This window comes from Acidianus infernus (assembly GCF_009729545.1).
Lineage (GTDB): Archaea > Thermoproteota > Thermoprotei_A > Sulfolobales > Sulfolobaceae > Acidianus > Acidianus infernus.
In genome coordinates, this window is the sequence record NZ_WFIY01000004.1 from 913,449 (window position 1) to 933,782 (window position 20,334).

Here is a 20,334-nt window from a genome sequence, read left to right on the forward strand (position 1 = left end):
TAAGTTAATATGGCATGCGTTTTTCAGATAGTTGGTAAGAAAGATTCAGGGAAAACTACAACTATTCTTGAAGTAATAAAGGAATTAAAACGCAAAAGAAAAGACTTAATAATAGCAGTAGTAAAGCACTCTCACCACGTTATTGATGATGAAAATAAAGATACTTTTAAGTTTAAGAAAGAGGGGGCAGACTTAGTAATCTTCCATAGTAATGATTGTGCATTATTCTTTGATTGTAAAGACTTTGATTATCTCTCGTTATTCCCTGCAGATATTATACTTATTGAAGGATTTAAGGATTTAAACCTAGGTGATAAATTTGAAATAAGATCTCCAGAAGAAGCCAAGGAGATTGCTGAAAATATATCCAAAAAAGCTGAAGGATGTATAAGTTACCCCAATATAGAGATTAATGGAGAAAAGGCTCAAAAGTCTTTGCTTACATTCTTCTTATATACAATTATGAAAAAATATGGAATAAAGGAGATTAGAATTGCAGATTAATGGATCAAAAATAATTTCAATAAGTTGTGAAAGCACTATAGATGAAGCAATATTTTTTATGGCGAGAAACAATATAAGGAGAATTGTAATTTACTGTAATAATAAAATTTATGGAATTTTTACTGTTGATGAAGCATTAAGAAATTTACTATTTAAAAGCGAAGCTAGGTTAAGAGATGTGGAATTGAAGAAGGCAGTAAAAATACCTTCTACAGATATTATACATATAGTTAAATCGATGGTTGAGAATAATGTTGACTCAGTTATTTATGATGATAAGATAATAACTGAGAAAGATGTTGTATTTTCTTACCACTTTCCTAAGGAAGTAGATGTAAACAATATAGCTAAGGATGCATTAAATATACCGCCCTATACTAACTTAATTTCGGCTATTGAAATAATGGTTAAAAATCATATAAGACATTTACCAGTAATTGAGAAAGAACCAATAGGAATGCTTTCAGCTAGGGATATAATTTATTACTATGCACAGAAATACACGGTAGACGTACCAGTAATGGAAGTGATGAATCCACATCTTATATGTGTTGATGAAAACTATTCAATGAGTGAAGCTGTAAAGGTGATGAAAGAATATAATATTGGAAGTCTTTGCGTAAATAAGAATAAAATAGTTACTTTAAAGGATTTTATACGATATATATTTACCACCTTTCAGATAAAGTAATTTATGAGATTTATTTGCCCCTACGATGGAACTCCAGTTAATGATAAGTTAGAATGCGGGAAAGGACATAAGTTTATGTATCATGATGGAATATACGATTTCCTAGTAAATTCAGACGTTAAGGGAGATAAGTTACTGGAGCGAATTGCTCCTATCTACGATAAAATTTGGGCACCTTTAGGGTTTTTCTTAACTTCTTTTTATTCATATAATAAAATATTCAAGGATGCAGGTGAATTTTTATCTTCTCAAAGCTTTCTTGACATAGGTACTGGTCCAGGAATAATATTCAAGTATGTTAAATGTGAATATTGTGTAGGTCTTGATATTTCTACAAAATTTCTTTCAATTCTAAAGAAGAAATTTTCTCATGTTATAGCAGTAAGGGCTGATGCGATTTCTCTACCTATAGAATCTGCCTCTATGGATTCTGTATCGTCTTTTCTAGTCTTGCACATGTTAAGTAATCCTTCTCTAGCAATAAAGGAAATTTCCAGAGTCTTGAAGCCTAATGGTAGGTGCGAAATTTTGGTTTTGGTCAAAAGTAATTTCATTTCGAGTTTCTTATCTAAATGGTGGAAGATAGAATTAAGGCATAAGGATTACTATTTATCTGCAATTAGGGAAAATAAACTTACTTTACTTGAGAGTAAAAAATATGGACCTTGGCTTCTTTTAAAATGTAAAAAAACTAATTAAAGTGCTACCAATGAAATTCCAAATAGAATGAAACTCACGCCATCTATTATATCCATTGTCCTTACTAATATCCCAGTTAGTGCTATTGAATAAATTACAATAAATATTCCCATTATTATTCCAAATAAAGAAAGGAAGTATAGGTACATAGCTGTAAATTCTGTTCTTCCAAAGAAGAAGTCTGAGAATTTTTTATTGCCAGTTATTCCGTAAATTAACCTTTCTAATCCTAAAGGAATACCAATTACATATAGGAAATACGGATTAAAATATACTAGAGTTTCATAAAGTAAATCGTAAAAGTTAACTTTAATTGAAATAACTAGGTAAAGTGAAGAGACGAGGAGAGATAAGCCTAAGATTCCACTTGTTACTCTATTTCCTAGTAATTTTAGTAGCTTAGTTTCGGCCATTCCATAACACCTACAAATTTTTCTCCCATAGTTATATCTGCTAGTTCACCTATTATTACACCGCCTAATAAACCTAATATTAAACCAGGTAATCCAGCCAATTTATATCCTAAGCCCGCTCCTAGTAAACTTCCTATTCCTTTTCCTAAGTACTTGTCATCTACTTCATATATTGTCGCAAAATCCTGCCTACCGAATTTTCCCTCTTTTGCAAAATAGAATGCGGCCTCAGAGATTGCTTCTTTCACTTCGGCTAAATTGTTTCCTTTAAATAATGTCATATACATATCATAATCACCTTGAATTTTTCTGTATATTGGTATAAACCCTATTTTCCTCAATGTTTGTGACAAATTACTGGCAGAGCCTTTAGTGACTTTAAAGATAACCTTGTACATACTTATAATCATTTAATTCGGAAGTTTAATATTTTTTCTTAGTTCTATTTTCGAACCTTAATCTTTTTACTCTCGAATTGAAGAGTATCATGAGAATATGATGGAAGTTGAGGAAGATAACAAAAAATATTATGCAGTGGTAAAAGTAGATAACCTGGATTTACCAGATAATGTAGGAGTAAGCAGATTACATTCACATATTTCTTCAGCAGTTGACGAAGCTTTAGAAAATCTTAAGGAGTATTTAAAAGAACAAGGAATTAGTGGTAAATTCTCAACTAATGTAGAAGTATTTGTAAAAGAAGAGACTATGTCAAGGTTGGTAGAAACTATAAAAGCTAAAATCAAAACATAAAGTATGGAATTATCGGAAGCGCTTGAGAATTATATTAAAGAAATTTACGAGCTCGAAGAAGTAAAAGGTCAAGCTAAAGTTACTGACTTAATTATTGCTTTTCAAGTTTCTCCTGGTACAATAAGTAAGGCTTTAGATAGATTAGAATCATTGGGGCTAATTACTAGATCCAATAGGAAGTTGAAACTTACTGATGATGGAAGAAAGATTGCAGAAAGGTTAATAAGATCTCATAGGCTTTCCGAAAGGTTGCTTACTGATGTTATTGGAGTTGATTGGATTAGGGCTCATGAAATAGCCCATAGGTTAGAGCACATTTGGCCTGACGACGTTTTAGATAAGATTGATGCGATATTAGGCTTTCCCTCCACCTGTCCCCACGGGCATCCTATACCAGGTAGAATGAAGATACCTACTGGTAAATTATTATCAGAAGTAAATGAGGGAGAATACAAGGTAATTATGATAGTTAAAGAAGAAGAATGGATATTAAGAAATATGGAAATGTTAGGAATAAAACCGGGGGAGACTATAAAGCTTTTAAAAAAGGATGAAGATAAGTTTATTGTTCAAATTAATGGTAAAATAAGTGAAATAACAAAAACATTAGCTGATCAGGTAGTTGTAAATGTCTGAACTTAACGATTTAATGAAAAAAATTCTTATCCATATATATAAATACGGTCCAGATAACCCATGGTATATGGCTAGAAGGTTATTAGGAGAAAGCGGATGGGCTCCTAAATATAATGAAGACGAGATTGATGCCGCTTGTAGAAAACTTGAAGAAATGGGTTATTTAGTGAGATTTCAAGGAGCATTAAAGAAATCAGTAACTTCTTCAGTAAAACCTTGGCTAAAAGTTAAGGCGAAAGAATTAGGTCACAAACCTAAGGGAATATACTTTGATCTATCTAAGGAAGGGCGTAGGATTGCTTCGGATCTTTATAAGGAATATAAGAGATCATTGGAGTCTGCTAATAAATCCAGCCAGAAAACTAATAATAAGAAGAAAAGTTAGTAATAAGTAGTAGTTTTTATTATTTGATTTTCAAATATAAAATATCATGAATTTCTCTATTATAGATAAGATTCTAGAATACGCAGATCCTTATAATGCACTTATGGAAAAAGTGAAAGTCGAAAAGGATAAGATAATAGTACAAGGTAAGGAATACAAATTTTCCAAGCCTCTTATGATAGCAGTTGGTAAAGCCTCTTATAAAATGGCTAAATTCTTTCTAGATAGAATAGAACCAGTAGACTATTTGGTTATAACTCCTCATGGGTCTAATTTACCTTTAAAGAACGTCATAGAAGCAGGTCACCCTCAAGTTGACGAGTTCAGCCTAAAAGCAGGGGAAAGAGTAAAGGAAATGCTTACAACAGAAGATTATGATCTTTTAATTTTCTTACTTTCTGGAGGAGCATCAGCTCTACTAGAAGATCCAGTCATTCCTCTAGAAGAATATAGAAAAATTAACGATAGGTTGATAAAATCTGGTTTGGAGATAACAAAAATTAACATAGTGAGAAAGCACTTATCGAGGCTTAAAGGAGGTTCTTTGGCTAAATTATCTAAAGCCAAAGTTTTGACTCTTATTGTAAGTGACGTTCCGGGTAATGATTTAGGAAGTATAGGTAGCGGGTATACTGTAGCAGATAAAAGCACAGTTAAGGACGCTAAAGAAATTCTTGAAGATATAGGTCTTCCAGAGTATTCTAGATACTTAATAGAAACGCCAAAAGAAGTTAATGCTGATAATTATATTATTCTGGATAACATGGACGTATTAAAGAAGATTTCTTCTCATCTTTATAATCCTCTTATTCTTACTTCCCAAGTAGTTGGAGAGGCAAAAGATCTAGGAAAATTTATTGCATCAATATATAAATCAATTTTACAATATTCTATACCTTTCAAAAAAGGTAGCATAATAATAGGTGGAGAACCAGAAGTTACAATAACTGGGAGATTCGGAAAAGGGGGAAGAAATGGCGAAGTAGCCCTTTCGCTTTTACAAGAGGCTAGAGGAAATTATGAATTTTATGCAATTGCCACAGACGGAATAGATGGAAATAGTGAGTATGCAGGCTGTGTAATTAGAGGAGACATGAATATAAGTTATGAGGAAATTGAGGAAAGTCTAAAAAATCATTCAAGTTATGAACTCTTAGAGAGGTATTCTGCAGTAATCAAAACAGGCCTTACGTATACTAATGTAAATAACGTTTACATCTTAATGGTTGATTGATGTCTTATTTTTTTCTGTAACATTAGAAGTCCTCTAGCTATTGCCTCTGGTCTAATTGGACAGCCTGGCACGTAAATATCTACTGGTATTCCTACTTCTGAAGGTAAGACCGTATTATAAGAATTCCAGAAAATACCTCCTTCTAGACTGCATGCTCCTATGGCCATTACATACTTTGGCTCTGGCATTTGTTCATAAACTATTCTTGCAGCCCTTGCCATTTTCCTAGTCATTGTACCTTCTATAACTAGAATATTTGATTGTCTTGAAGAAGAGAAAGGAAGCATACCGAACCTCTCTGCATCAAATCTTGCAGCAGCGAATGCTCCAAATTCAGCCCCACAACAACTAGTGGTAAAGTGGGGAGGCCACAACGAGAACGCTGTACCCCAATCTCTTAAATCTCTTATAGGCTTTCTATTAGCTAGCCATTGTGCAGCTTTTCTAGCAGCTTCTTTTAAATTTCCTGTGAGGAGAATTTGATCTGTCATATTTGGACATTACATTTTCCAGTTTATATAAATTTGTTATAATGATTTCATCATACGTCAGCGATCACCTCATTAATCATCAAATCATTGTATTAAGATCGTTTAGAAAGGTTAAAAGTTTGAATAACTATAAAATTCTTTAAACTAGAAGAGTCTTTTAGTATGACTCTAATACTTAAAGTAGATCCACTAAATCCAGAGATAGATAAAATAAGGGAAGCTGCAAAATATATAAAGTTAGGCGGAATAGTAGCTTTTCCAACTGAAACAGTTTACGGTTTAGGCGGCGACGCATATAATCCTGAGGCTGCGATAAAAGTTTTTAAGGCTAAAAATAGGCCTATGGATAATCCGTTAATTGTTCACATAGCAGATCTTAACCAATTATTTGATGTGGCAAAAGACATTCCAGATATTGTCTTAGATATGGCACAAAAAGTTTGGCCCGGTCCTTTAACGTTTGTATTAAAGAAGACCGACAAGGTTCCTAAAGAAACAACTGGAGGACTTGATACTGTTGCGGTAAGAATGCCCGCCCATCCGATAGCGTTACAACTAATAAGGGAGAGCGGCGTACCAATAGCTGCCCCAAGTGCTAATCTAGCCACTAAACCAAGTCCTACTAAAGCTGAGCATGTAATATCAGATTTAAATGGAAGGGTTGACGTTATAATTGATGGTGGGGACACTTTCTTCGGCGTAGAATCTACTATCATAAATATGACCGTCAATCCACCAGTACTTTTAAGGCCAGGCCCATTTACGCTAGAAGAGTTGCATCAATTTTTACCAGAAATAGTCATTCCGGAACAACTAATAAAAGGTGGAGAATTTACAGTAGCGTTAGCCCCAGGAATGAAATATAGGCATTACGCGCCTAGTAAAAAGCTTCTTCTAGTAGAGAATTACTCAATATTTAAGGAAGTTGTAAAATTGCTTAGAAGCAAGTATAAGGTTGCTGTACTTTGTACTACTGAGGACTTTAAGGATTTTGACGAACCAAGAATAATTCTAGGTAGTAGGGAAAACCTGTACGAGATTGCAAAGAATCTATTTGACTCGTTTAGAAAGCTAGATAGATTAGACGTTGATATGGGTGTTATGGAAGGAGTACCAGAGAAAGGAATAGGTTTTGCAATAATGAATAGAGCTAGAAAGGCCTCTGGTTTCTCAATAATCAAGACTTTAGATGATGTGAAAAAATATGTTGAAATTTAAGTTAAGTAAAGTAACATCAACACAAGATTTTGCAGAAGCTATTTCTTCAATGCTTTATGAAGATTTTTTAGTAACTGCTGAGGAGCAAACTAAAGCTAGAGGTAGGTATAAAAGAGCTTGGTACTCTCCTAAAGGTGGATTATGGTTTACTTATGTAAAGAAGAATTTTAATGTGGAAGAAATTCCAGTAGCTACACTTAAAGTGTCTTTAGCAGTGAGGGATGTTTTATCTTCATTTTTTGATGCAAAAATACGTTGGCCTAATGATGTAGTTGTTAATGACAAGAAAGTTTCTGGAATTTTAATTGAGGCAATATATGCTGGTGATGTCACGGATCTATTTATAGGTGTGGGTATAAATACTAACGTTAAGGAATTTCCTCCTGACATTAAAGCCACTTCAATTTTAATGGAGACTGGAAAGGAAGTTAATAATGACGAACTGCTTAACGAAGTAATATCAAAGATAGACTATTATCTCTCTCTTAAGGAAGATTTTGAAGAAATTGTAAGTAAAATTAATAATTATCTATCTATAAAGAATAAAAAAGTAGTTATAACTAGAAGAGACGAAACAAAAGTCGAATGCACTGCCCTATTTGTAGATAAGTTTGGAAGGCTAGTTACTGACTGTGGAATCTTCGAAGTTGAGGACATTTTACGAGTTGAGTCTAAGTAAAGCCTCAAATACAGCCTCTAAATATGATGGATGCGGTTCTATAAAGTCAATTGCTTTATCTATATCTATACCGTAATTTATGAACATTGAAATTAATGTAATAATATTTTCAGCGTCATGAGAGAAAGCTACTGCACCAGTTATTTTTTTACCTTCTGTGCACACTTTCAGAAATCCTTCAGTTAATCCTTCAGCTATCGCCCTAGGTATTTCTGTCATATTAATTTTTACGCATTTACCTTTTGTATTTCCTACGTATGCTATTTGTGGTTCAGTGTAAATGACCTTTGGCACAGCTTCTGGGTTATAATATTTTTCTATACCAGAAGCATTTAATCCTGCTACAAATCCTTCGTGAATTGCTTCATGAGCAGTAAAAGTTCCAGTTATATCACCTGCTGCATAAATATTATTTACTCCAGTATACATTCTTTTATCAACTTTAACCCACTTTTCGTGCGGTAATTCTTCAAATCCTTCTAATGCGGGCTTTCTTCCAAATGTATAAAGTATAATGTCAGATTGCGGTAATTCTTCGTTTCCAATGCGTGGTTTATCGCCTAAAGTAATCTCAGAAGATAGATAAAGTTTGATCCCTATTTTCTTAAAATAAGCTGTAACAGCTTTCTTTAAATCCTCGTCAAGATAAGGCAACAAGCTATCGGATTTTTCTACTATACTCACTTCTTTTCCCGACATCTTAAGTAACCAAGCGTATTCTACTCCACCTGCTCCCCCACCTATGACTAGAACTTTAGAAAACTCTTTATCTAGGTAAGGTAAATCATCAGAAGCAATAGTTCCTTCTATTTGAGGTTTTTCTGTGCCTGTAGCTACTATTAATTTATCTGAGGGAATTGTTTGTCCTCCTACTTGTATGTTACCTCCTTTTAATTGGGCTTTTCCGTGAATTACTTCTATTCCGTAAGATTCTAGCATATACTCTACTCCTTTAGAAAGTCTATTTACTACGTTTTTTGCAATTTTCTGTATTTCACTAAATGAGAAATTAAGCTCTCTTCCGGTCTCTTCTGCAAAATATTTCAAGAAAAGAGGGTGTAACATTGCTTTAGATGGAATACAACCATAAAGTACACAAGTACCTCCTAGTTTATCATTCTTTTCTATAAGCCTGACTTTGTTCCCTAGTTTGGCCGAAGCAATTGCAGAATAAATACCCGCAGGACCAGAACCTATTATCGTAATATTCATTTTTATCGAAAAGTTTTATAATATAAAAATTAAAAAATTTACTTTACTACCATTACTGGTATCTTAGCTTCCTGAACAAGCCTAGTCGATACGCTACCTAAAAATACTCTCTTTAGAGTTGAAAGCCCTCTACTTCCTGTAACTATTAAATCTACGTTGTTTTTATTTGCGTATTCTAGGATTGCACTTGCCGGATCACCTTCTAGTATAACTCCTTCTGCTTCGACTCCTCCTTCCTTAGACTTCTTTTTAGCCTCTTCGATATCTGCCTTTGCTCTATTATAAACTGATTCTATAACGTCTGCAGGTACTGGAGCTATTCCTGCTCCTGCAAATACAGTAGAGTCCACCACCTCAACGATGTCTAATTTTGCCTCATATTTCTTTGCTAAATCAATTGCAATTTCTAATGCTCTTTTTGCATGTGACGAACCATCGTAGGCTACTAACACATGTTTAAACATATTTCCTCAATTTCTTATGTAGATAACGCATTATATAAAGTTGAATGAAAGGAAAATTTCTTTGTATTACAGAATAAAATTGTGTACAATTGAAAAGATTGATAATGGCAAAATATATATACCATTAATCTGTAATGTTAAATATGAGACCATTAGTGGCGATTGATCTTAATTCGAATATTGACTATCTTGTATTATTTAAATTTATAAATAATCTATTGAGGAAATTTAAGGACGTTGATATAACATTCATAGTCGACGATGGTAAAATTCTAGAATTTGATAACAACGAAGTGTTTAAGATCTCAGATTCCTACTCAACTGTAGAATTGGTAAGGGACTTAAAATCTATTTCCGACAAGGGAGATTCTCTGAGGTTAGAGAGCTTGTTAAAGCTAAAGAGAGAACTAGGGAGAAGTATTGTTATCTTAGTTAGCGATAGGAAAGTAAAATCTAAAGGTGAGCTTATATTCGTATTTGATGGGAAGAGAATACGTCTTCTGAAAGGAAATTGAAAATTTGTAAGGAAGAGGGCACAAATTCTTGTATTTTATGGGGAAATCAGTATTTATTAAGGATGAGAAAATAATCTTTAACAACGAGAGAAAATTAGAATAATGCAACTCTTTCACGTAACTACTCGTCTCTTAAATCATTTCTAAATACCGTTTTGGATAGTTATATTTATATAGTATTACACCGTATTGATGACCGCTCACGAGGAGTTGGAGGGCGTTTTTCTCGACTATCTCCAAGGACTTGAGGATGGGTATGTATGATTTCTCAAGTCAGTGGCTGAATTGAAAGTGATTAAAAATAAGGATAAGCTATGCCACAGATGAACATTGCATAGAACTCCCGTTTTTAGTTAAAGAGAATTATTTGAAGTTTAAGGACTATCTATTCCTTTTTTAGTGATGAGAGGAAAAAGCTAGCCAGGCTGTTTCTTCTTTTATCTCTCTCTACTTCTCACGAGGTTTTTAATTGTTGTGGAAGCGTGAAAATCTTTATTGACAGCAAGTTGGCAGAAGTTGATTTAACTGACTTCCTCTTGGAAGGGTTCCCCCAAGGTGGGCTCATCAATTCTGGTTGCTCAAAGAATCAACCCCAGAGGAATGCTGGGGAGGAGCGTCATTAACGCCCTGGGCTACCCATTCCCTTCTCTCTCCTTAACTCCCTTTTTGTAACTTAAAAAGAGGCTTTATTAAAATTTGTGGAAATTACGGTAGTACAAAATTAGTTTACTACATATTAAATGAAAATATAGCTATAATGGAAAGAAGTGAGAATGATTCACAAAAAGCTTTAGAAGAAATTAAAGAATTTATATCTATCTTTTATCTTCTATTGATAATAGGGTCTGACCAATACTTAACGAAAAAGATCACAGCAGAAACTATTACTGGAATTTCCAATAAGAGCATTGAATATCCTAATCCTATGAACCCAGATAAGAATCCTATTATTGCAGGTATGCTAGTAAATAAAATGTTATTATATGCCAAGAAGTACGAGTTAACAGCATTTCTTTCTTCTTGCGTTGTAGCTCTAGCTATCATTACTGTTGACATTGGAAATATTGAGCCGTGAGGAATACCAAGTAAAGCCATCATTATTAAGAATGACATGAAGCTAGGTGCAAATACCATGAATCCTAGCCCAAATGCAGTAATTATTATAGAAATCAGTAGAGGATATTTAAGTGAATTAAAAGGTCTAATAGTCATAAAGCTTCTGGTTAAGAATGATAAAACAAAGAATGGAATGTATGAAGAGTAGCCTATTGCAGAACTTACGTGAAATTTTTCTATTGCATAAATTGTTAAAAATGCTGTAAATGCTGCAAAGGGAACATTATAAGTTGTAATAGAAAGTACAGAGGTTATGAAGCCTTTATTCTTTAGTACTGATAGTCCATATTTTTCTCTCTTAACATTAGGGAATTTTATAGTCCAAGCTATTCCTGCGCCTATTAACGCTAAAGGCGTAAAAGCTAGAAATACCATTTTATAGCTCCCAGTTAAATGAAGAATGTAAGTTTCTAATGAAGGTCCTATAATCAAGCTTATGCTTAAGCTTGTTGAATATAATCCTAGAAGTCTCTCTGCAGTCTTTTTATCTTTAACTAGTGATGCAGATGTTATTAAATTAGGTAATATTAATCCAAATGAGATTCCTGCTAAAGGAGTTATTAGCCATATTAATTCCGCATTAGAGAAATAATATAAAACTAGAATTATAACAATAGCCAAGTTTGACGCTATGAATGCATTTCTCCTTACTCTGGCATTCATTCTAGGATTTAGGTAAGACGTTGATATGAATGTGCTTATATATATTAACGATTCGAGTAATCCTGCCATTAAATTAGTTAATCCAAATACGTATTTTCCTAGCGGTGTTAATGTAGTAGTTACCATGTTATTTGTAGCTCTTGAGGTGATTGTAATTAAAGCTAAAGTTATAGCCATATATAAGAAATCCCTTTGTGAGCTCATTGCAGTAAACTATGGAAACTATATAGTTTAAAAATGTTTCCTTAAATTTAAGCAAGTTATATTTTAATTATATTCTATGCAAATGAAGTTTAAACTAAGTTAAAGCTCTATGTAATCCTTCTCTTTTTGCCCATAATATTTTTTAACTATCTTCTCAATTCCTCTCCTTAGTAGATTTTCAGCTTCTTGATTATTTACTCCTAGCATCTTTGCGGTATGAGACCAGCTTTTCCCTTGAAAAGTTCTTGCTATTATGGCTGATACTTCTTCCTCGTCCAATTTAAAACTCAAGTCGTAAAAATATTTTTCAGCAATAGCATGTATAGCTTCTGAGGCAGAATTATAAGGTATTTTTCCATTTAAGTAAGCATAAATTTTACTTACATAAGTGTTATCAATTTCGATTTCTTTTTTAAACTCTATATTAGTCAGTATTTTTGCTAAAATTCTTGGATTAACGTTAAAGTAAACTTGATGAGATGTTCTAAGAATCTTATCTTTCAATAATTTTCCTAACTCGACTAGAAACTTTTCTGCACTCGCAGTTAAAGCTTTCATTACTATTATAGAATATCCTCCTAATCCTTCATTTTTTCTGGATGCAAGATAAATAGGTTTAAATCCATTTTTTATCCAAAAATTTAGAACTTTATAATCAGCAACGAATGAAGAGCCTATCCAATCAATATTATTTTTTAGCGCAATTTTTTCCACATTAGATAAAAGTTTAGTTCCAAGGCCTTGATTTTGCAATTCCGGAGTTACAGCTATTCTCATTATTCTCCATCCTTTTAATTTCCCAAAATTTCTTATCCTCATGTACTTTATAATTCTGTGAGGTATTAAATTTCCTTCATTTTCCTCACCGTTAAGTATATGTTCTGCTGTAGTTTCATCTAAATTCCCTTCTTCAACTATTTCTGCTACAGCGTTATAACCTATAGTGAAAATTCTCTGAAAAGCCATATCTCCAAGAAACATTAAATCGTCTGGAGAATTTCTATAATGTGCCGAAACTAGTATTCCATAAATCTGCCTTAATAATTCTTCATTAGAGAATAGTTCTTCCTGAGTAATTTCCATAAATTGAGTATTATTATAAACTTCTGGTTCTGCATCTAAAAGCATTACATTATATATGAATTTCTCTACTGGATCACCTTTAGCATATCTAATAGGATAATCTAGCTTTATTATTTGAGAATTATCTAGGGAATTTATGTACTTCATGAACGCTTTTCCAGATCCCTCGTAACCGTGAATAGTGCTAATAAAAACTATTTTATCCCATGAATTTCTTATGTATTCTAAGTTTTCTATTCCTAAAGCGGCTGCTTCATCAACTATTATCAAGTCTCCACTTTCGTCTTTTGCCAGATCTGGAGAAGTCCATTTTATATTAACCTCTCCTGCCGATATTTTCATAATTTTTCCTTCTTTGGATATTTTTTTCTTGTACCTAATTTTTAAAGCTCTTAATCCTTCTTCAAGAAATTGTATTATTGCTTGTGATGAATAATAAGATGGAGATGTAATTATGACGTTAGTAGGCTTAGATAATGTCCTTTTTACATAAAAGGATAGTGCAAGTCCTACTCCTGCACTCTTTCCCCTACCTCTAGGAGCTGTAACTATAAGAATTCTTTTACCTTTTTCCAGGACAAAATCGAATTCCCTTATTAATTTAACTTGATCGTCAGTTAAACATAGGTCGTACAAACTTTTAGGGATTGTTTTATCATAACTTTTCTTATGAGGCTTTGAGACCTCTGATGAGGAGAAGGGTTTGAACTTAATCTCATTATCTTTGACAAGAATTATTCCCCTAGAGTTTATAGCAATTTTTATGAATCTATTTTCAAATAAGTTCTTTACAATTCCGTTTCTAGTCAGCGAAAATTTATATAACTTATTAATATCTGAAATATCGTCAGAGTAAATTATTACTAAACCTCCACCTCTAGTTAAATCTACTAGCCTTGAGATATAATTTGGTCTAAAATCGTCAACTGCGTCTAAAATTGTTAAATCAAAGCTTTCACCTAGGTACTTTTCTGAAGAAGAATAATCTATGTCAACAATCTCATTAGTCTTTATTATATCCTTAAGAGTAGCTAATCTGTCTTTGCTTCCATTAACCCAAGGGTGAAAGGCGTAAGCTATTCTCGGATTACTATTAACTTGCAGGTAAGTTTTGATTAACTCTATAGTATTATCTAGATAATTTTTACCTAAAATTATAGCTAAATGCCTATAATATCCGTTCTTTGCATCGTAAAAATTTTGTAATAGATTATTGAACTTCATATATTGGTTTCTCACCTTTTAGCGCTAATAATAAGTTTTTTACAGCAATTTCTGCCATTTTTTCTCTAGTTTCAATAGTAGCACTACCTAAATGCGGTGTTAAAACTACATTATTTAATTTAAGTAAAGGGCTATCTTTTGGCAGTGGTTCAATTTCAAATACATCTAGACCAGCTCCTTTTATCCATCCTTCTTGTAACGCCTTAATTAACGCTTTTTCGTCTACTACTTGACCTCTAGAGGCATTTATTAAGAATGCACTCCTTTTCATTTTCTTTAGTCTATCTTCGTTTATTAGATGGTAAGTGCTATCGTTTAGGTCCACGGTAATAACCACATAATCAGAATTCTCCAATAAGTAGTCTAAGTCTACATATTCTGCATCGACTTCTTCATGTTTTCTTCTACTGTTATAAATAATCCTCATATCAAAACCTTTTGCCCTTTTAACTAGTGCTTTGCCTATTCTTCCCATACCTACTATACCTAAAGTTTTACCGTGAACCTCTGTTCCAAGCATAAATGTTGGGTACCAAGGAGTTTTCCATTCTCCTTTCCTAATTAATGAGTCACCTTCACAAATTCTTCTTGCTACTGAAAGTATTAATCCAAAAATTAAGTCTGCAGTAGCATCTGTAAGCACTTCTGGAGTATAAGTTACTATGATTCCTCTAGATTTTGCATATTTTATGTCAATGTGATCATAGCCTACGCTATACGTGCTTATAACTTTAAGTTTTTTAGCACGATCTATTATCTCTTTATCAATTTTCTCTGTCAATGTGATAAGTATTCCATCTTTGTCCTCTATGTTATTTAAAATCCACTCTTTTGGAGGTGGATAAATGTCTTCCCATAGCGTCACATTGCATTCTCTTTTTAAATACTCTATCCAATTTCCAGGTAATTTTTTAGTAACTAATACATTGTACACTGTATCTACTCATATCCGTCATTTTTAGCCTTTTCTTATAGGTCAAATTAAAAAATGTTAAATAAAGCCACGTTATTTCTATTTATCGTTTAATTGAATTATAGGTAAAATTATTTTTATCATAACACCATAATTCATTTCGGTGTAATGTAATTCCAGTTGAAAAGAGCGTTCTAATAAATAGAGCCTTAGAAGTTGTTGAAAAAGCTAAGGAAAAAGGAATAGTGCTAAGGTTAATAGGAGGAGCCGCTGTAGCAGTAATAGCACCAAAAGGAAGTGAGTTATTTTCTAGAACATATAAGGACGCGGATTACTTTGGCCTTTCTTCTCAAAGGAAAGAAATTACTTCATTACTAGAAGGCTTAAATATGGAGCCTAATAAGAGGTTTAATGCTCTTCATGGGTATAATAGATTAATGTTTTATGATCCAGTATTAAATTCCACAATTGATGTTTTCTTGGATGAGTTTGTAATGTGTCATAAATTAATTTTGAAGGATAGATTAAAAATCTATTATCCGTCTATACCTCCTTCAGATTTACTTTTAACTAAGATGCAAATAATTAACCTTACAGAGAACGATAAGAAAGATATCGCTGCATTATTATACGACTTTGAGATAGGTGACAAGGATGAAGATAAGACATTAGATGGCAATTATATTGCAAAACTGTTATCTGATGATTGGGGCTTTTATAAGACTTTTACAATAAATCACGATAGAATGAAAGAATATTTGAAAGGAAATGTTTATGCTTCTAACATCTTGCCTAAATTAGATAAATTAAGAGAAATGATAGAATCTCATCCTAAATCATTAAAGTGGAAGATGAGGGCTAAAATTGGCGAAAGAGTTAAGTGGTATGAAGAACCGGAGGAAGTTAACACAAACTTCCAGGGTGCGGGGAGCGGGATTTGAACCCGCGAAGGCCTTCGCCAGTAGGGCCTAAGCCTACCCCCTTCGTCCTAGCTCGGGCATCCCCGCACCTTAAATATTCGGATATTAGGCTTAAAAAATTTTAGTCCTTTACAGTTTCCAAAATTGAGACTACGTTCCAGATAGATATTCTAGTATGAGTAGGCATATTCGGATCTTGACTTATATCTTCAAGGATTCCAATTGCATTGGCAGCCCTAATTCCTGCACTCAAATTAGGGTCTTGCAAATTTCTTATGGCATCTGTTGCTGCTCTTCTAATGTTTCTTGGAACGCTAGTGTCATTAACTATTTTTTGTAAAATGATTACGGCTTGTTTAATTTTAGCTTCATTGTCATAAAGAGTTGCCATGGTTTCTCACCAGATATACTTTTTACTCTAATAGATTAAGAATTATTTCGGGTATAAAATGACTGACGACTCCATTAAGAAAGCAGCAGAATTATTGAGACAAGGAGCTACAATGCTAAGTGAAGCATGTCCAGTTTGTGGGTCTCCTTTATTTAGGTTAAAGACCGGAGATGTAATATGCCCAGTTCACGGCAAAGTTTATATCGTGAAGAGCGATGAGGAAGAAAAAAAGGTCAAGAAAGATATAATGTTAAGTTCTGTTGAGGACTTTCTTGTTGAAGGATTATATTCTACTGCAAAAAAGATAAAGGAAGACCCTTACGATAGTGAGACGTTGGTTCAAATAATTAGATATTTAGATGCAATAGAAAGGATTAGGAAATTAGTTCCTCAACATAATTCTTAGCTTCGCTTAATACTTCTTCAAAAGTTTTAGTAGAATTGATAATTTTTATTGAATTCTCATTTTTGGCAATTTCCAAGTAATTTTCCCTGACCTTTTGGAGGAGAGAAAGTTTCTCCTTAAAGTTAAATTTATCATCTTTTTTAATTCTTGTTATAGCTATTTCAGCTGGTATATCTAACAAAAGTGTAAGTTCAGGCTTTGGAAAGAACTTGTTTACTTCGACTATCCAGTTTTTATCTATTCCCATTGCTGATTGATAAGCAATGGTAGAATAATAATATCTGTCGGTTATGATAATATTATATTGATTTTGTTTCATAATCCAATTTACATGAACGCCTCTATCTGCAGAAAATAAGAGAGTAAGCGTTACTGGATCTTTCCATCCTTCTTCTTGAATTAACTTTGAGATCTCTTCAGTAAAGGGCTCAGCAGTAAGTAATACTTTCTTTTTCTTCTCGTTCTCTAGCCATTTCTTAAGCTCTTTTGCCAAAGTAGTTTTTCCGGAACCGTCTATGCCTTCTATTGCAATTAACATTTGCTAAACCTTATTCTTCTCTCCTTAAATTCCTCATTTAAACTTATATTACCTAAAATTACCCCTTGAACTTTATTTATTGGTGTAAGAATTTTAACCCCATCTTGATTTATCTCTTTTATTATTCCTGCACCAGAGATTTTTCCCTCATTTACTATTCCAACTAACCCCCCTAGAAGTTCCTCAATAAAATATCCGCTACAAGGCTCCTCATAGAATAGTTGTAAAGGCTCGTCAAATCCGACGAACAGACCTTCTGCTAATTTCTTACCTAATACTTGTTCATATTCAAGGGTTACTATAGAGGCTTTCTCGAAATATTTTTTATATTTTGAAATTCTATATGATATTCTCTTTGCTCTACTTCTTTCTAAAAATGATGGAATTTTCTTCGCCATGATTGCCTTTTTTCTGATATTAGATGGAAAATAATCAACGATCTTCTCATCAAACGAAATTATGAAATCTGGGTCTAATTCATAGATCATGTAGAGCTTGTGCAAAAAAGCTTTATAGCCTCTTATCCATCCGTCTGTATCAATTATAGTCAGAGAATGTTTTTCCTTATCTAGAATTTTTCCTATAAGTTCTATGTGAAGTCTGTAATTTCTAGAAGGAGAAATGTCTCCAAAAAACTCCAGAATCCCATCTGTTGACGATATAAAAGTTGGTAAATATCTAGACTGTCCGACGTCTGCATCTATAATCACCGAATCTTTATTCATGTTATGAATTATGTCAGAAAAGTAACTTTTTCCAGAGTCAGTATTTCCTAAAAGTAGGACTTTTCCTCCAGATATCTGAGATGCTAACTCTTCCCAGCCCAGATGAGGGATTTCGGCTAATATTTTGCAATCTGTGTCTATTTCTGACTCTTCTTCTGGAACTATACTGAAGCTTTCTTCGTCAATTTGTCTGTATTCTTTCTCGTTAATTTCAATTCCTTTTATCAATATTCTTCCTTTTATTACAGTTAGCTTACAAGGTCCCTTGCTTATATAATCTATTCCCTTTTTAACTAACATTTAGTAGACCTTAAGGCTATCATATAAGCCGCTCTAACATCTTTATCCTTAATATTAACATATGGATTTCTTAGGCTAGTTCTGCTCTCATTAACCTTTTTAACAAATGGGAACCTTATACTTAATAATTTATAAACAAGTTCTCCGTATTTGTTTCCAGTTCCTACTCCTATGTATATTCTCTTGTAAGGGTATTTCGATATTACTTCTTCTATGATATCCTCAATTTCATCTATCCAAGCTTCTAATATATCTATTATTATTCCGTCTCCTAGAATAACTACAGTTAATTTAGGAGAATTAGTATCTATTCCTATAAGCAACTCATCAAATTTTCTTTTTCCTAGTTTTAAACATTGTAAATACGTTATTGCTTTCTTTATATCGTCTTCTCCTTGTATAAAAACGTCAGCATTCTTATCAAAATCTGAAATTGTTAAATCTCCTGAATCTACTGTGGGAATTAGATCACTTTTCCTTAGCTCTTGAACAAGTTGTCTAAAAATTCTTGGGTTGTTGACCTTAATTGCTACCTTTTTAATACCCACAAATAAAAATTATACTTAGTGGAATATAAGCATTGTAAGTTAAGTGAATTTATTTTCAAGAACGGTAACTTAGTCTCGCTATATGGAGTAGCTGGTAGTGGAAAGACTGCAGTAGCTCTTCAAGTGCTTGAAGATATAACACCGTCAATATATATTTCTACTCAAGGAAAATCGTATGAGGCAAGAGTAGAGAGTATGACACTTACTAATAAAAATACTTTCTTTGTTGAGGCAAATAGTGCAGACGAACTAGTAGAAAATATTGTTCGAGGTATTCAACTTCAACCTGAGCTTCTTGTAGTAGATTCTATTAATACTTTCTACAGATTAAGTAGAAAGGCGGTAGATTTAATTCATCCGTTAATTTTTCTTAAGGAGTTTTCTAAATATAAAAAAGTCATAATAACGTGGCAGGTATCCATGAATAATAGAGTTAGTGGTGAGAAATTTATGAGGTATTTTTCTGATGACGTAATAAGGGTTACCAAGAATTATTTAATAGGTAATTTAAGAGAGTGCAAGTTTAAAATAACGGATAGAGGCGTTATAGGTTGCTTGAGGAATTATTAATTGCCTTAGTAATATATTTTCCTGCATTTGCTGCTAATGGTTCTGCGCCTTTCGTCAGGAAAGGACATCCTATCGATTTTAATAAAAATTTCTTTGACGGTAGAAGAATTTTTGGTGATGGTAAGACTTTTGAAGGCTTATTAGTTGCTTTAACTTTTGGTACCATTATAGGTGTTATAATTGCCAAATTTTGGGGAGCTTCTTGGATTTTTATTTCCTTCATAGAATCATTAGCGGCAATGCTTGGTGACATGGCTGGAGCATTTATAAAGAGGAGGCTAAATATTCCTAGAGGAGGGAGAGCATTAGGTTTAGACCAGTTAGACTTTGTATTAGGGTCGTCTCTGGCATTGGTTCTTTTACATGTTAATATTGAATTATGTCAATTTCTCTTTATTATTCTAATAGCATTTATAATGCATATACTTACTAATAATGTAGCATATCGATTAAAAATAAAAAGTGTTCCGTGGTAGGTTTATGTATGGGAAATACTAACAAGCTTTACTCAGAAATTCTAAGCAGTTATGTTATAATAATCCTTATAGTATTAATAATGATGGGCATAATGGGGGTACTTGCAATACCTTATTATATATCACCAATTACGTATTCTAATGGAGGAGCCCCAGCAGGAGTTACTTACCTTGATGCCGGAATAATATTAATTGCCCTAGTGCTTGTAGGTATATATCTAATTGAGAGAAAGCAGTTTGAGTTCGGATTAGTTAGTGTACTATTTGTGCTTATAGTATTGACAATTCTTATATGGGATCTCTATGGTGTGAACGACGTTACCAATATCATGCATAATATTTGAGTCCTCATGAAAAAACATT

General features: G+C 33.0%; 27 protein-coding genes and 1 tRNA gene. 15 read left to right on the forward strand and 13 right to left on the reverse strand.

Annotation, left to right across the window (positions count from 1 at the left end):
* The first annotated feature begins 9 nt into the window (after positions 1-9).
* The 3 genes from mobB to D1867_RS05605 are packed head-to-tail and all read left to right on the forward strand — an operon-like array spanning position 10 to position 1,894.
* Complete coding sequence (mobB, locus tag D1867_RS05595; protein WP_155863134.1) at positions 10-504, forward strand: molybdopterin-guanine dinucleotide biosynthesis protein B; 495 nt, start codon at positions 10-12, stop codon at positions 502-504.
* Positions 494-1,195: a CBS domain-containing protein gene (locus D1867_RS05600; protein ID WP_155863135.1), complete on the forward strand. Its 702-nt coding sequence runs from the start codon at positions 494-496 to the stop codon at positions 1,193-1,195. The genes mobB and D1867_RS05600 overlap by 11 nt, the downstream gene beginning before the upstream one ends.
* A gap of 3 nt (positions 1,196-1,198) precedes the next feature.
* The gene (locus D1867_RS05605) at positions 1,199-1,894 is read left to right on the forward strand and encodes a class I SAM-dependent methyltransferase (protein ID WP_155863136.1); all 696 of its coding nucleotides are present in this window, start codon (positions 1,199-1,201) and stop codon (positions 1,892-1,894) included.
* On the opposite strand, the gene D1867_RS05610 is transcribed toward D1867_RS05605, so the two are convergent.
* Both D1867_RS05610 and D1867_RS05615 read right to left on the reverse strand, forming a co-directional pair.
* Positions 1,891-2,307 (reverse strand): hypothetical protein, encoded by a 417-nt coding sequence (locus tag D1867_RS05610; protein ID WP_155863137.1) that lies wholly within the window; start codon positions 2,305-2,307, stop codon positions 1,891-1,893. The two genes, D1867_RS05605 and D1867_RS05610, sit on opposite strands and share 4 nt — an antisense overlap.
* Positions 2,286-2,705 (reverse strand): hypothetical protein, encoded by a 420-nt coding sequence (locus D1867_RS05615; protein ID WP_155863138.1) that lies wholly within the window; start codon positions 2,703-2,705, stop codon positions 2,286-2,288. Before D1867_RS05615 ends, D1867_RS05610 begins: the two co-directional genes overlap by 22 nt.
* A gap of 97 nt (positions 2,706-2,802) precedes the next feature.
* Here D1867_RS05615 and D1867_RS05620 point away from each other — a divergent pair, with 97 nt between their 5' ends.
* From D1867_RS05620 to D1867_RS05635, 4 genes are read left to right on the forward strand one after another with little or no spacing between them, the layout of a single operon-like run.
* Complete coding sequence (locus D1867_RS05620) at positions 2,803-3,060, forward strand: hypothetical protein (protein ID WP_240872169.1); 258 nt, start codon at positions 2,803-2,805, stop codon at positions 3,058-3,060.
* A 3-nt stretch (positions 3,061-3,063) separates the two neighbouring features.
* Positions 3,064-3,696: a metal-dependent transcriptional regulator gene (locus tag D1867_RS05625; RefSeq protein ID WP_155863139.1), complete on the forward strand. Its 633-nt coding sequence runs from the start codon at positions 3,064-3,066 to the stop codon at positions 3,694-3,696.
* Positions 3,689-4,081: a hypothetical protein gene (locus D1867_RS05630; protein ID WP_155863140.1), complete on the forward strand. Its 393-nt coding sequence runs from the start codon at positions 3,689-3,691 to the stop codon at positions 4,079-4,081. The genes D1867_RS05625 and D1867_RS05630 overlap by 8 nt, the downstream gene beginning before the upstream one ends.
* A 46-nt stretch (positions 4,082-4,127) precedes the next feature.
* The gene (locus D1867_RS05635; protein WP_155863141.1) at positions 4,128-5,315 is read left to right on the forward strand and encodes a glycerate 2-kinase; all 1,188 of its coding nucleotides are present in this window, start codon (positions 4,128-4,130) and stop codon (positions 5,313-5,315) included.
* On the opposite strand, the gene D1867_RS05640 is transcribed toward D1867_RS05635, so the two are convergent.
* The gene (locus D1867_RS05640; protein ID WP_013775348.1) at positions 5,294-5,806 is read right to left on the reverse strand and encodes an NADH-quinone oxidoreductase subunit B; all 513 of its coding nucleotides are present in this window, start codon (positions 5,804-5,806) and stop codon (positions 5,294-5,296) included. The genes D1867_RS05635 and D1867_RS05640 overlap by 22 nt on opposite strands.
* Positions 5,807-5,968: 162 nt before the next feature.
* Between D1867_RS05640 and D1867_RS05645 the strand changes: the two genes are divergently transcribed.
* Entirely contained in the window at positions 5,969-7,024 is a 1,056-nt protein-coding gene (locus D1867_RS05645; protein WP_155863142.1) for an L-threonylcarbamoyladenylate synthase, read from the forward strand.
* On the forward strand, positions 7,011-7,703 hold the full coding sequence (locus D1867_RS05650) for a biotin--[acetyl-CoA-carboxylase] ligase (RefSeq protein ID WP_155863143.1): 693 nt from the start codon (positions 7,011-7,013) through the stop codon (positions 7,701-7,703). The genes D1867_RS05645 and D1867_RS05650 overlap by 14 nt, the downstream gene beginning before the upstream one ends.
* Here the strand turns inward: D1867_RS05650 and D1867_RS05655 are convergent.
* Both D1867_RS05655 and D1867_RS05660 read right to left on the reverse strand, forming a co-directional pair.
* A complete protein-coding gene (locus tag D1867_RS05655) occupies positions 7,683-8,915 on the reverse strand; it encodes a dihydrolipoyl dehydrogenase family protein (protein WP_155863144.1) in 1,233 nt (410 codons plus the stop codon). The genes D1867_RS05650 and D1867_RS05655 overlap by 21 nt on opposite strands.
* A 38-nt stretch (positions 8,916-8,953) precedes the next feature.
* A complete protein-coding gene (locus D1867_RS05660; RefSeq protein ID WP_013775344.1) occupies positions 8,954-9,379 on the reverse strand; it encodes a universal stress protein in 426 nt (141 codons plus the stop codon).
* A gap of 143 nt (positions 9,380-9,522) precedes the next feature.
* Between D1867_RS05660 and D1867_RS05665 the strand changes: the two genes are divergently transcribed.
* Positions 9,523-9,894 carry a hypothetical protein gene (locus tag D1867_RS05665; protein WP_240872171.1) on the forward strand — a complete coding sequence of 124 codons (372 nt, stop codon included), beginning with the start codon at positions 9,523-9,525 and terminating at the stop codon, positions 9,892-9,894.
* Positions 9,895-10,716: 822 nt separating this feature from the next.
* Here D1867_RS05665 and D1867_RS05670 read toward each other — a convergent pair.
* The 3 genes from D1867_RS05670 to D1867_RS05680 all read right to left on the reverse strand — a co-directional run bounded on the left by D1867_RS05670 (position 10,717) and on the right by D1867_RS05680 (position 15,118).
* On the reverse strand, positions 10,717-11,877 hold the full coding sequence (locus D1867_RS05670) for an MFS transporter (protein ID WP_170283903.1): 1,161 nt from the start codon (positions 11,875-11,877) through the stop codon (positions 10,717-10,719).
* A 99-nt stretch (positions 11,878-11,976) separates the two neighbouring features.
* A complete protein-coding gene (locus D1867_RS05675) occupies positions 11,977-14,184 on the reverse strand; it encodes a tRNA(Met) cytidine acetyltransferase TmcA (protein ID WP_155863146.1) in 2,208 nt (735 codons plus the stop codon).
* Positions 14,171-15,118: a 2-hydroxyacid dehydrogenase gene (locus tag D1867_RS05680; protein WP_338077976.1), complete on the reverse strand. Its 948-nt coding sequence runs from the start codon at positions 15,116-15,118 to the stop codon at positions 14,171-14,173. The genes D1867_RS05675 and D1867_RS05680 overlap by 14 nt, the downstream gene beginning before the upstream one ends.
* 152 nt (positions 15,119-15,270) lie before the next feature.
* Here D1867_RS05680 and D1867_RS05685 point away from each other — a divergent pair, with 152 nt between their 5' ends.
* Positions 15,271-16,038 carry a hypothetical protein gene (locus D1867_RS05685; RefSeq protein ID WP_420809292.1) on the forward strand — a complete coding sequence of 256 codons (768 nt, stop codon included), beginning with the start codon at positions 15,271-15,273 and terminating at the stop codon, positions 16,036-16,038.
* Here the strand turns inward: D1867_RS05685 and D1867_RS05690 are convergent.
* Together D1867_RS05690 and D1867_RS05695 are read right to left on the reverse strand one after the other, a co-directional pair.
* A tRNA-Leu gene (locus tag D1867_RS05690) sits at positions 16,020-16,104 on the reverse strand. The genes D1867_RS05685 and D1867_RS05690 overlap by 19 nt on opposite strands.
* A 34-nt stretch (positions 16,105-16,138) precedes the next feature.
* Complete coding sequence (locus D1867_RS05695) at positions 16,139-16,408, reverse strand: stationary phase-response protein (protein ID WP_013775337.1); 270 nt, start codon at positions 16,406-16,408, stop codon at positions 16,139-16,141.
* Positions 16,409-16,466: 58 nt separating this feature from the next.
* Here D1867_RS05695 and D1867_RS05700 point away from each other — a divergent pair, with 58 nt between their 5' ends.
* Positions 16,467-16,814, forward strand: a complete 348-nt coding sequence (locus D1867_RS05700) for an Sjogren's syndrome/scleroderma autoantigen 1 family protein (protein ID WP_155863147.1) — start codon at positions 16,467-16,469, stop codon at positions 16,812-16,814.
* Here the strand turns inward: D1867_RS05700 and tmk are convergent.
* Genes tmk through D1867_RS05715 form a run of 3 tightly spaced genes read right to left on the reverse strand, consistent with a single transcriptional unit; the run spans position 16,783 to position 18,925 of the window.
* On the reverse strand, positions 16,783-17,352 hold the full coding sequence (gene tmk, locus D1867_RS05705) for a dTMP kinase (protein ID WP_155863148.1): 570 nt from the start codon (positions 17,350-17,352) through the stop codon (positions 16,783-16,785). The genes D1867_RS05700 and tmk overlap by 32 nt on opposite strands.
* The gene (locus D1867_RS05710) at positions 17,346-18,377 is read right to left on the reverse strand and encodes a Clp1/GlmU family protein (protein ID WP_155863149.1); all 1,032 of its coding nucleotides are present in this window, start codon (positions 18,375-18,377) and stop codon (positions 17,346-17,348) included. Before D1867_RS05710 ends, tmk begins: the two co-directional genes overlap by 7 nt.
* A complete protein-coding gene (locus D1867_RS05715) occupies positions 18,371-18,925 on the reverse strand; it encodes a hypothetical protein (RefSeq protein WP_155863150.1) in 555 nt (184 codons plus the stop codon). The genes D1867_RS05710 and D1867_RS05715 overlap by 7 nt, the downstream gene beginning before the upstream one ends.
* 18 nt (positions 18,926-18,943) lie before the next feature.
* On the opposite strand from D1867_RS05715, the gene D1867_RS05720 reads away from it, so the two are divergent.
* The 3 genes from D1867_RS05720 to D1867_RS05730 are packed head-to-tail and all read left to right on the forward strand — an operon-like array spanning position 18,944 to position 20,315.
* Positions 18,944-19,495 (forward strand): P-loop NTPase family protein, encoded by a 552-nt coding sequence (locus tag D1867_RS05720; RefSeq protein ID WP_240872172.1) that lies wholly within the window; start codon positions 18,944-18,946, stop codon positions 19,493-19,495.
* Complete coding sequence (locus tag D1867_RS05725; RefSeq protein WP_155863151.1) at positions 19,477-19,971, forward strand: CDP-2,3-bis-(O-geranylgeranyl)-sn-glycerol synthase; 495 nt, start codon at positions 19,477-19,479, stop codon at positions 19,969-19,971. The genes D1867_RS05720 and D1867_RS05725 overlap by 19 nt, the downstream gene beginning before the upstream one ends.
* A gap of 8 nt (positions 19,972-19,979) precedes the next feature.
* Positions 19,980-20,315, forward strand: a complete 336-nt coding sequence (locus D1867_RS05730; RefSeq protein ID WP_155863152.1) for a hypothetical protein — start codon at positions 19,980-19,982, stop codon at positions 20,313-20,315.
* Positions 20,316-20,334 lie beyond the last annotated feature (19 nt).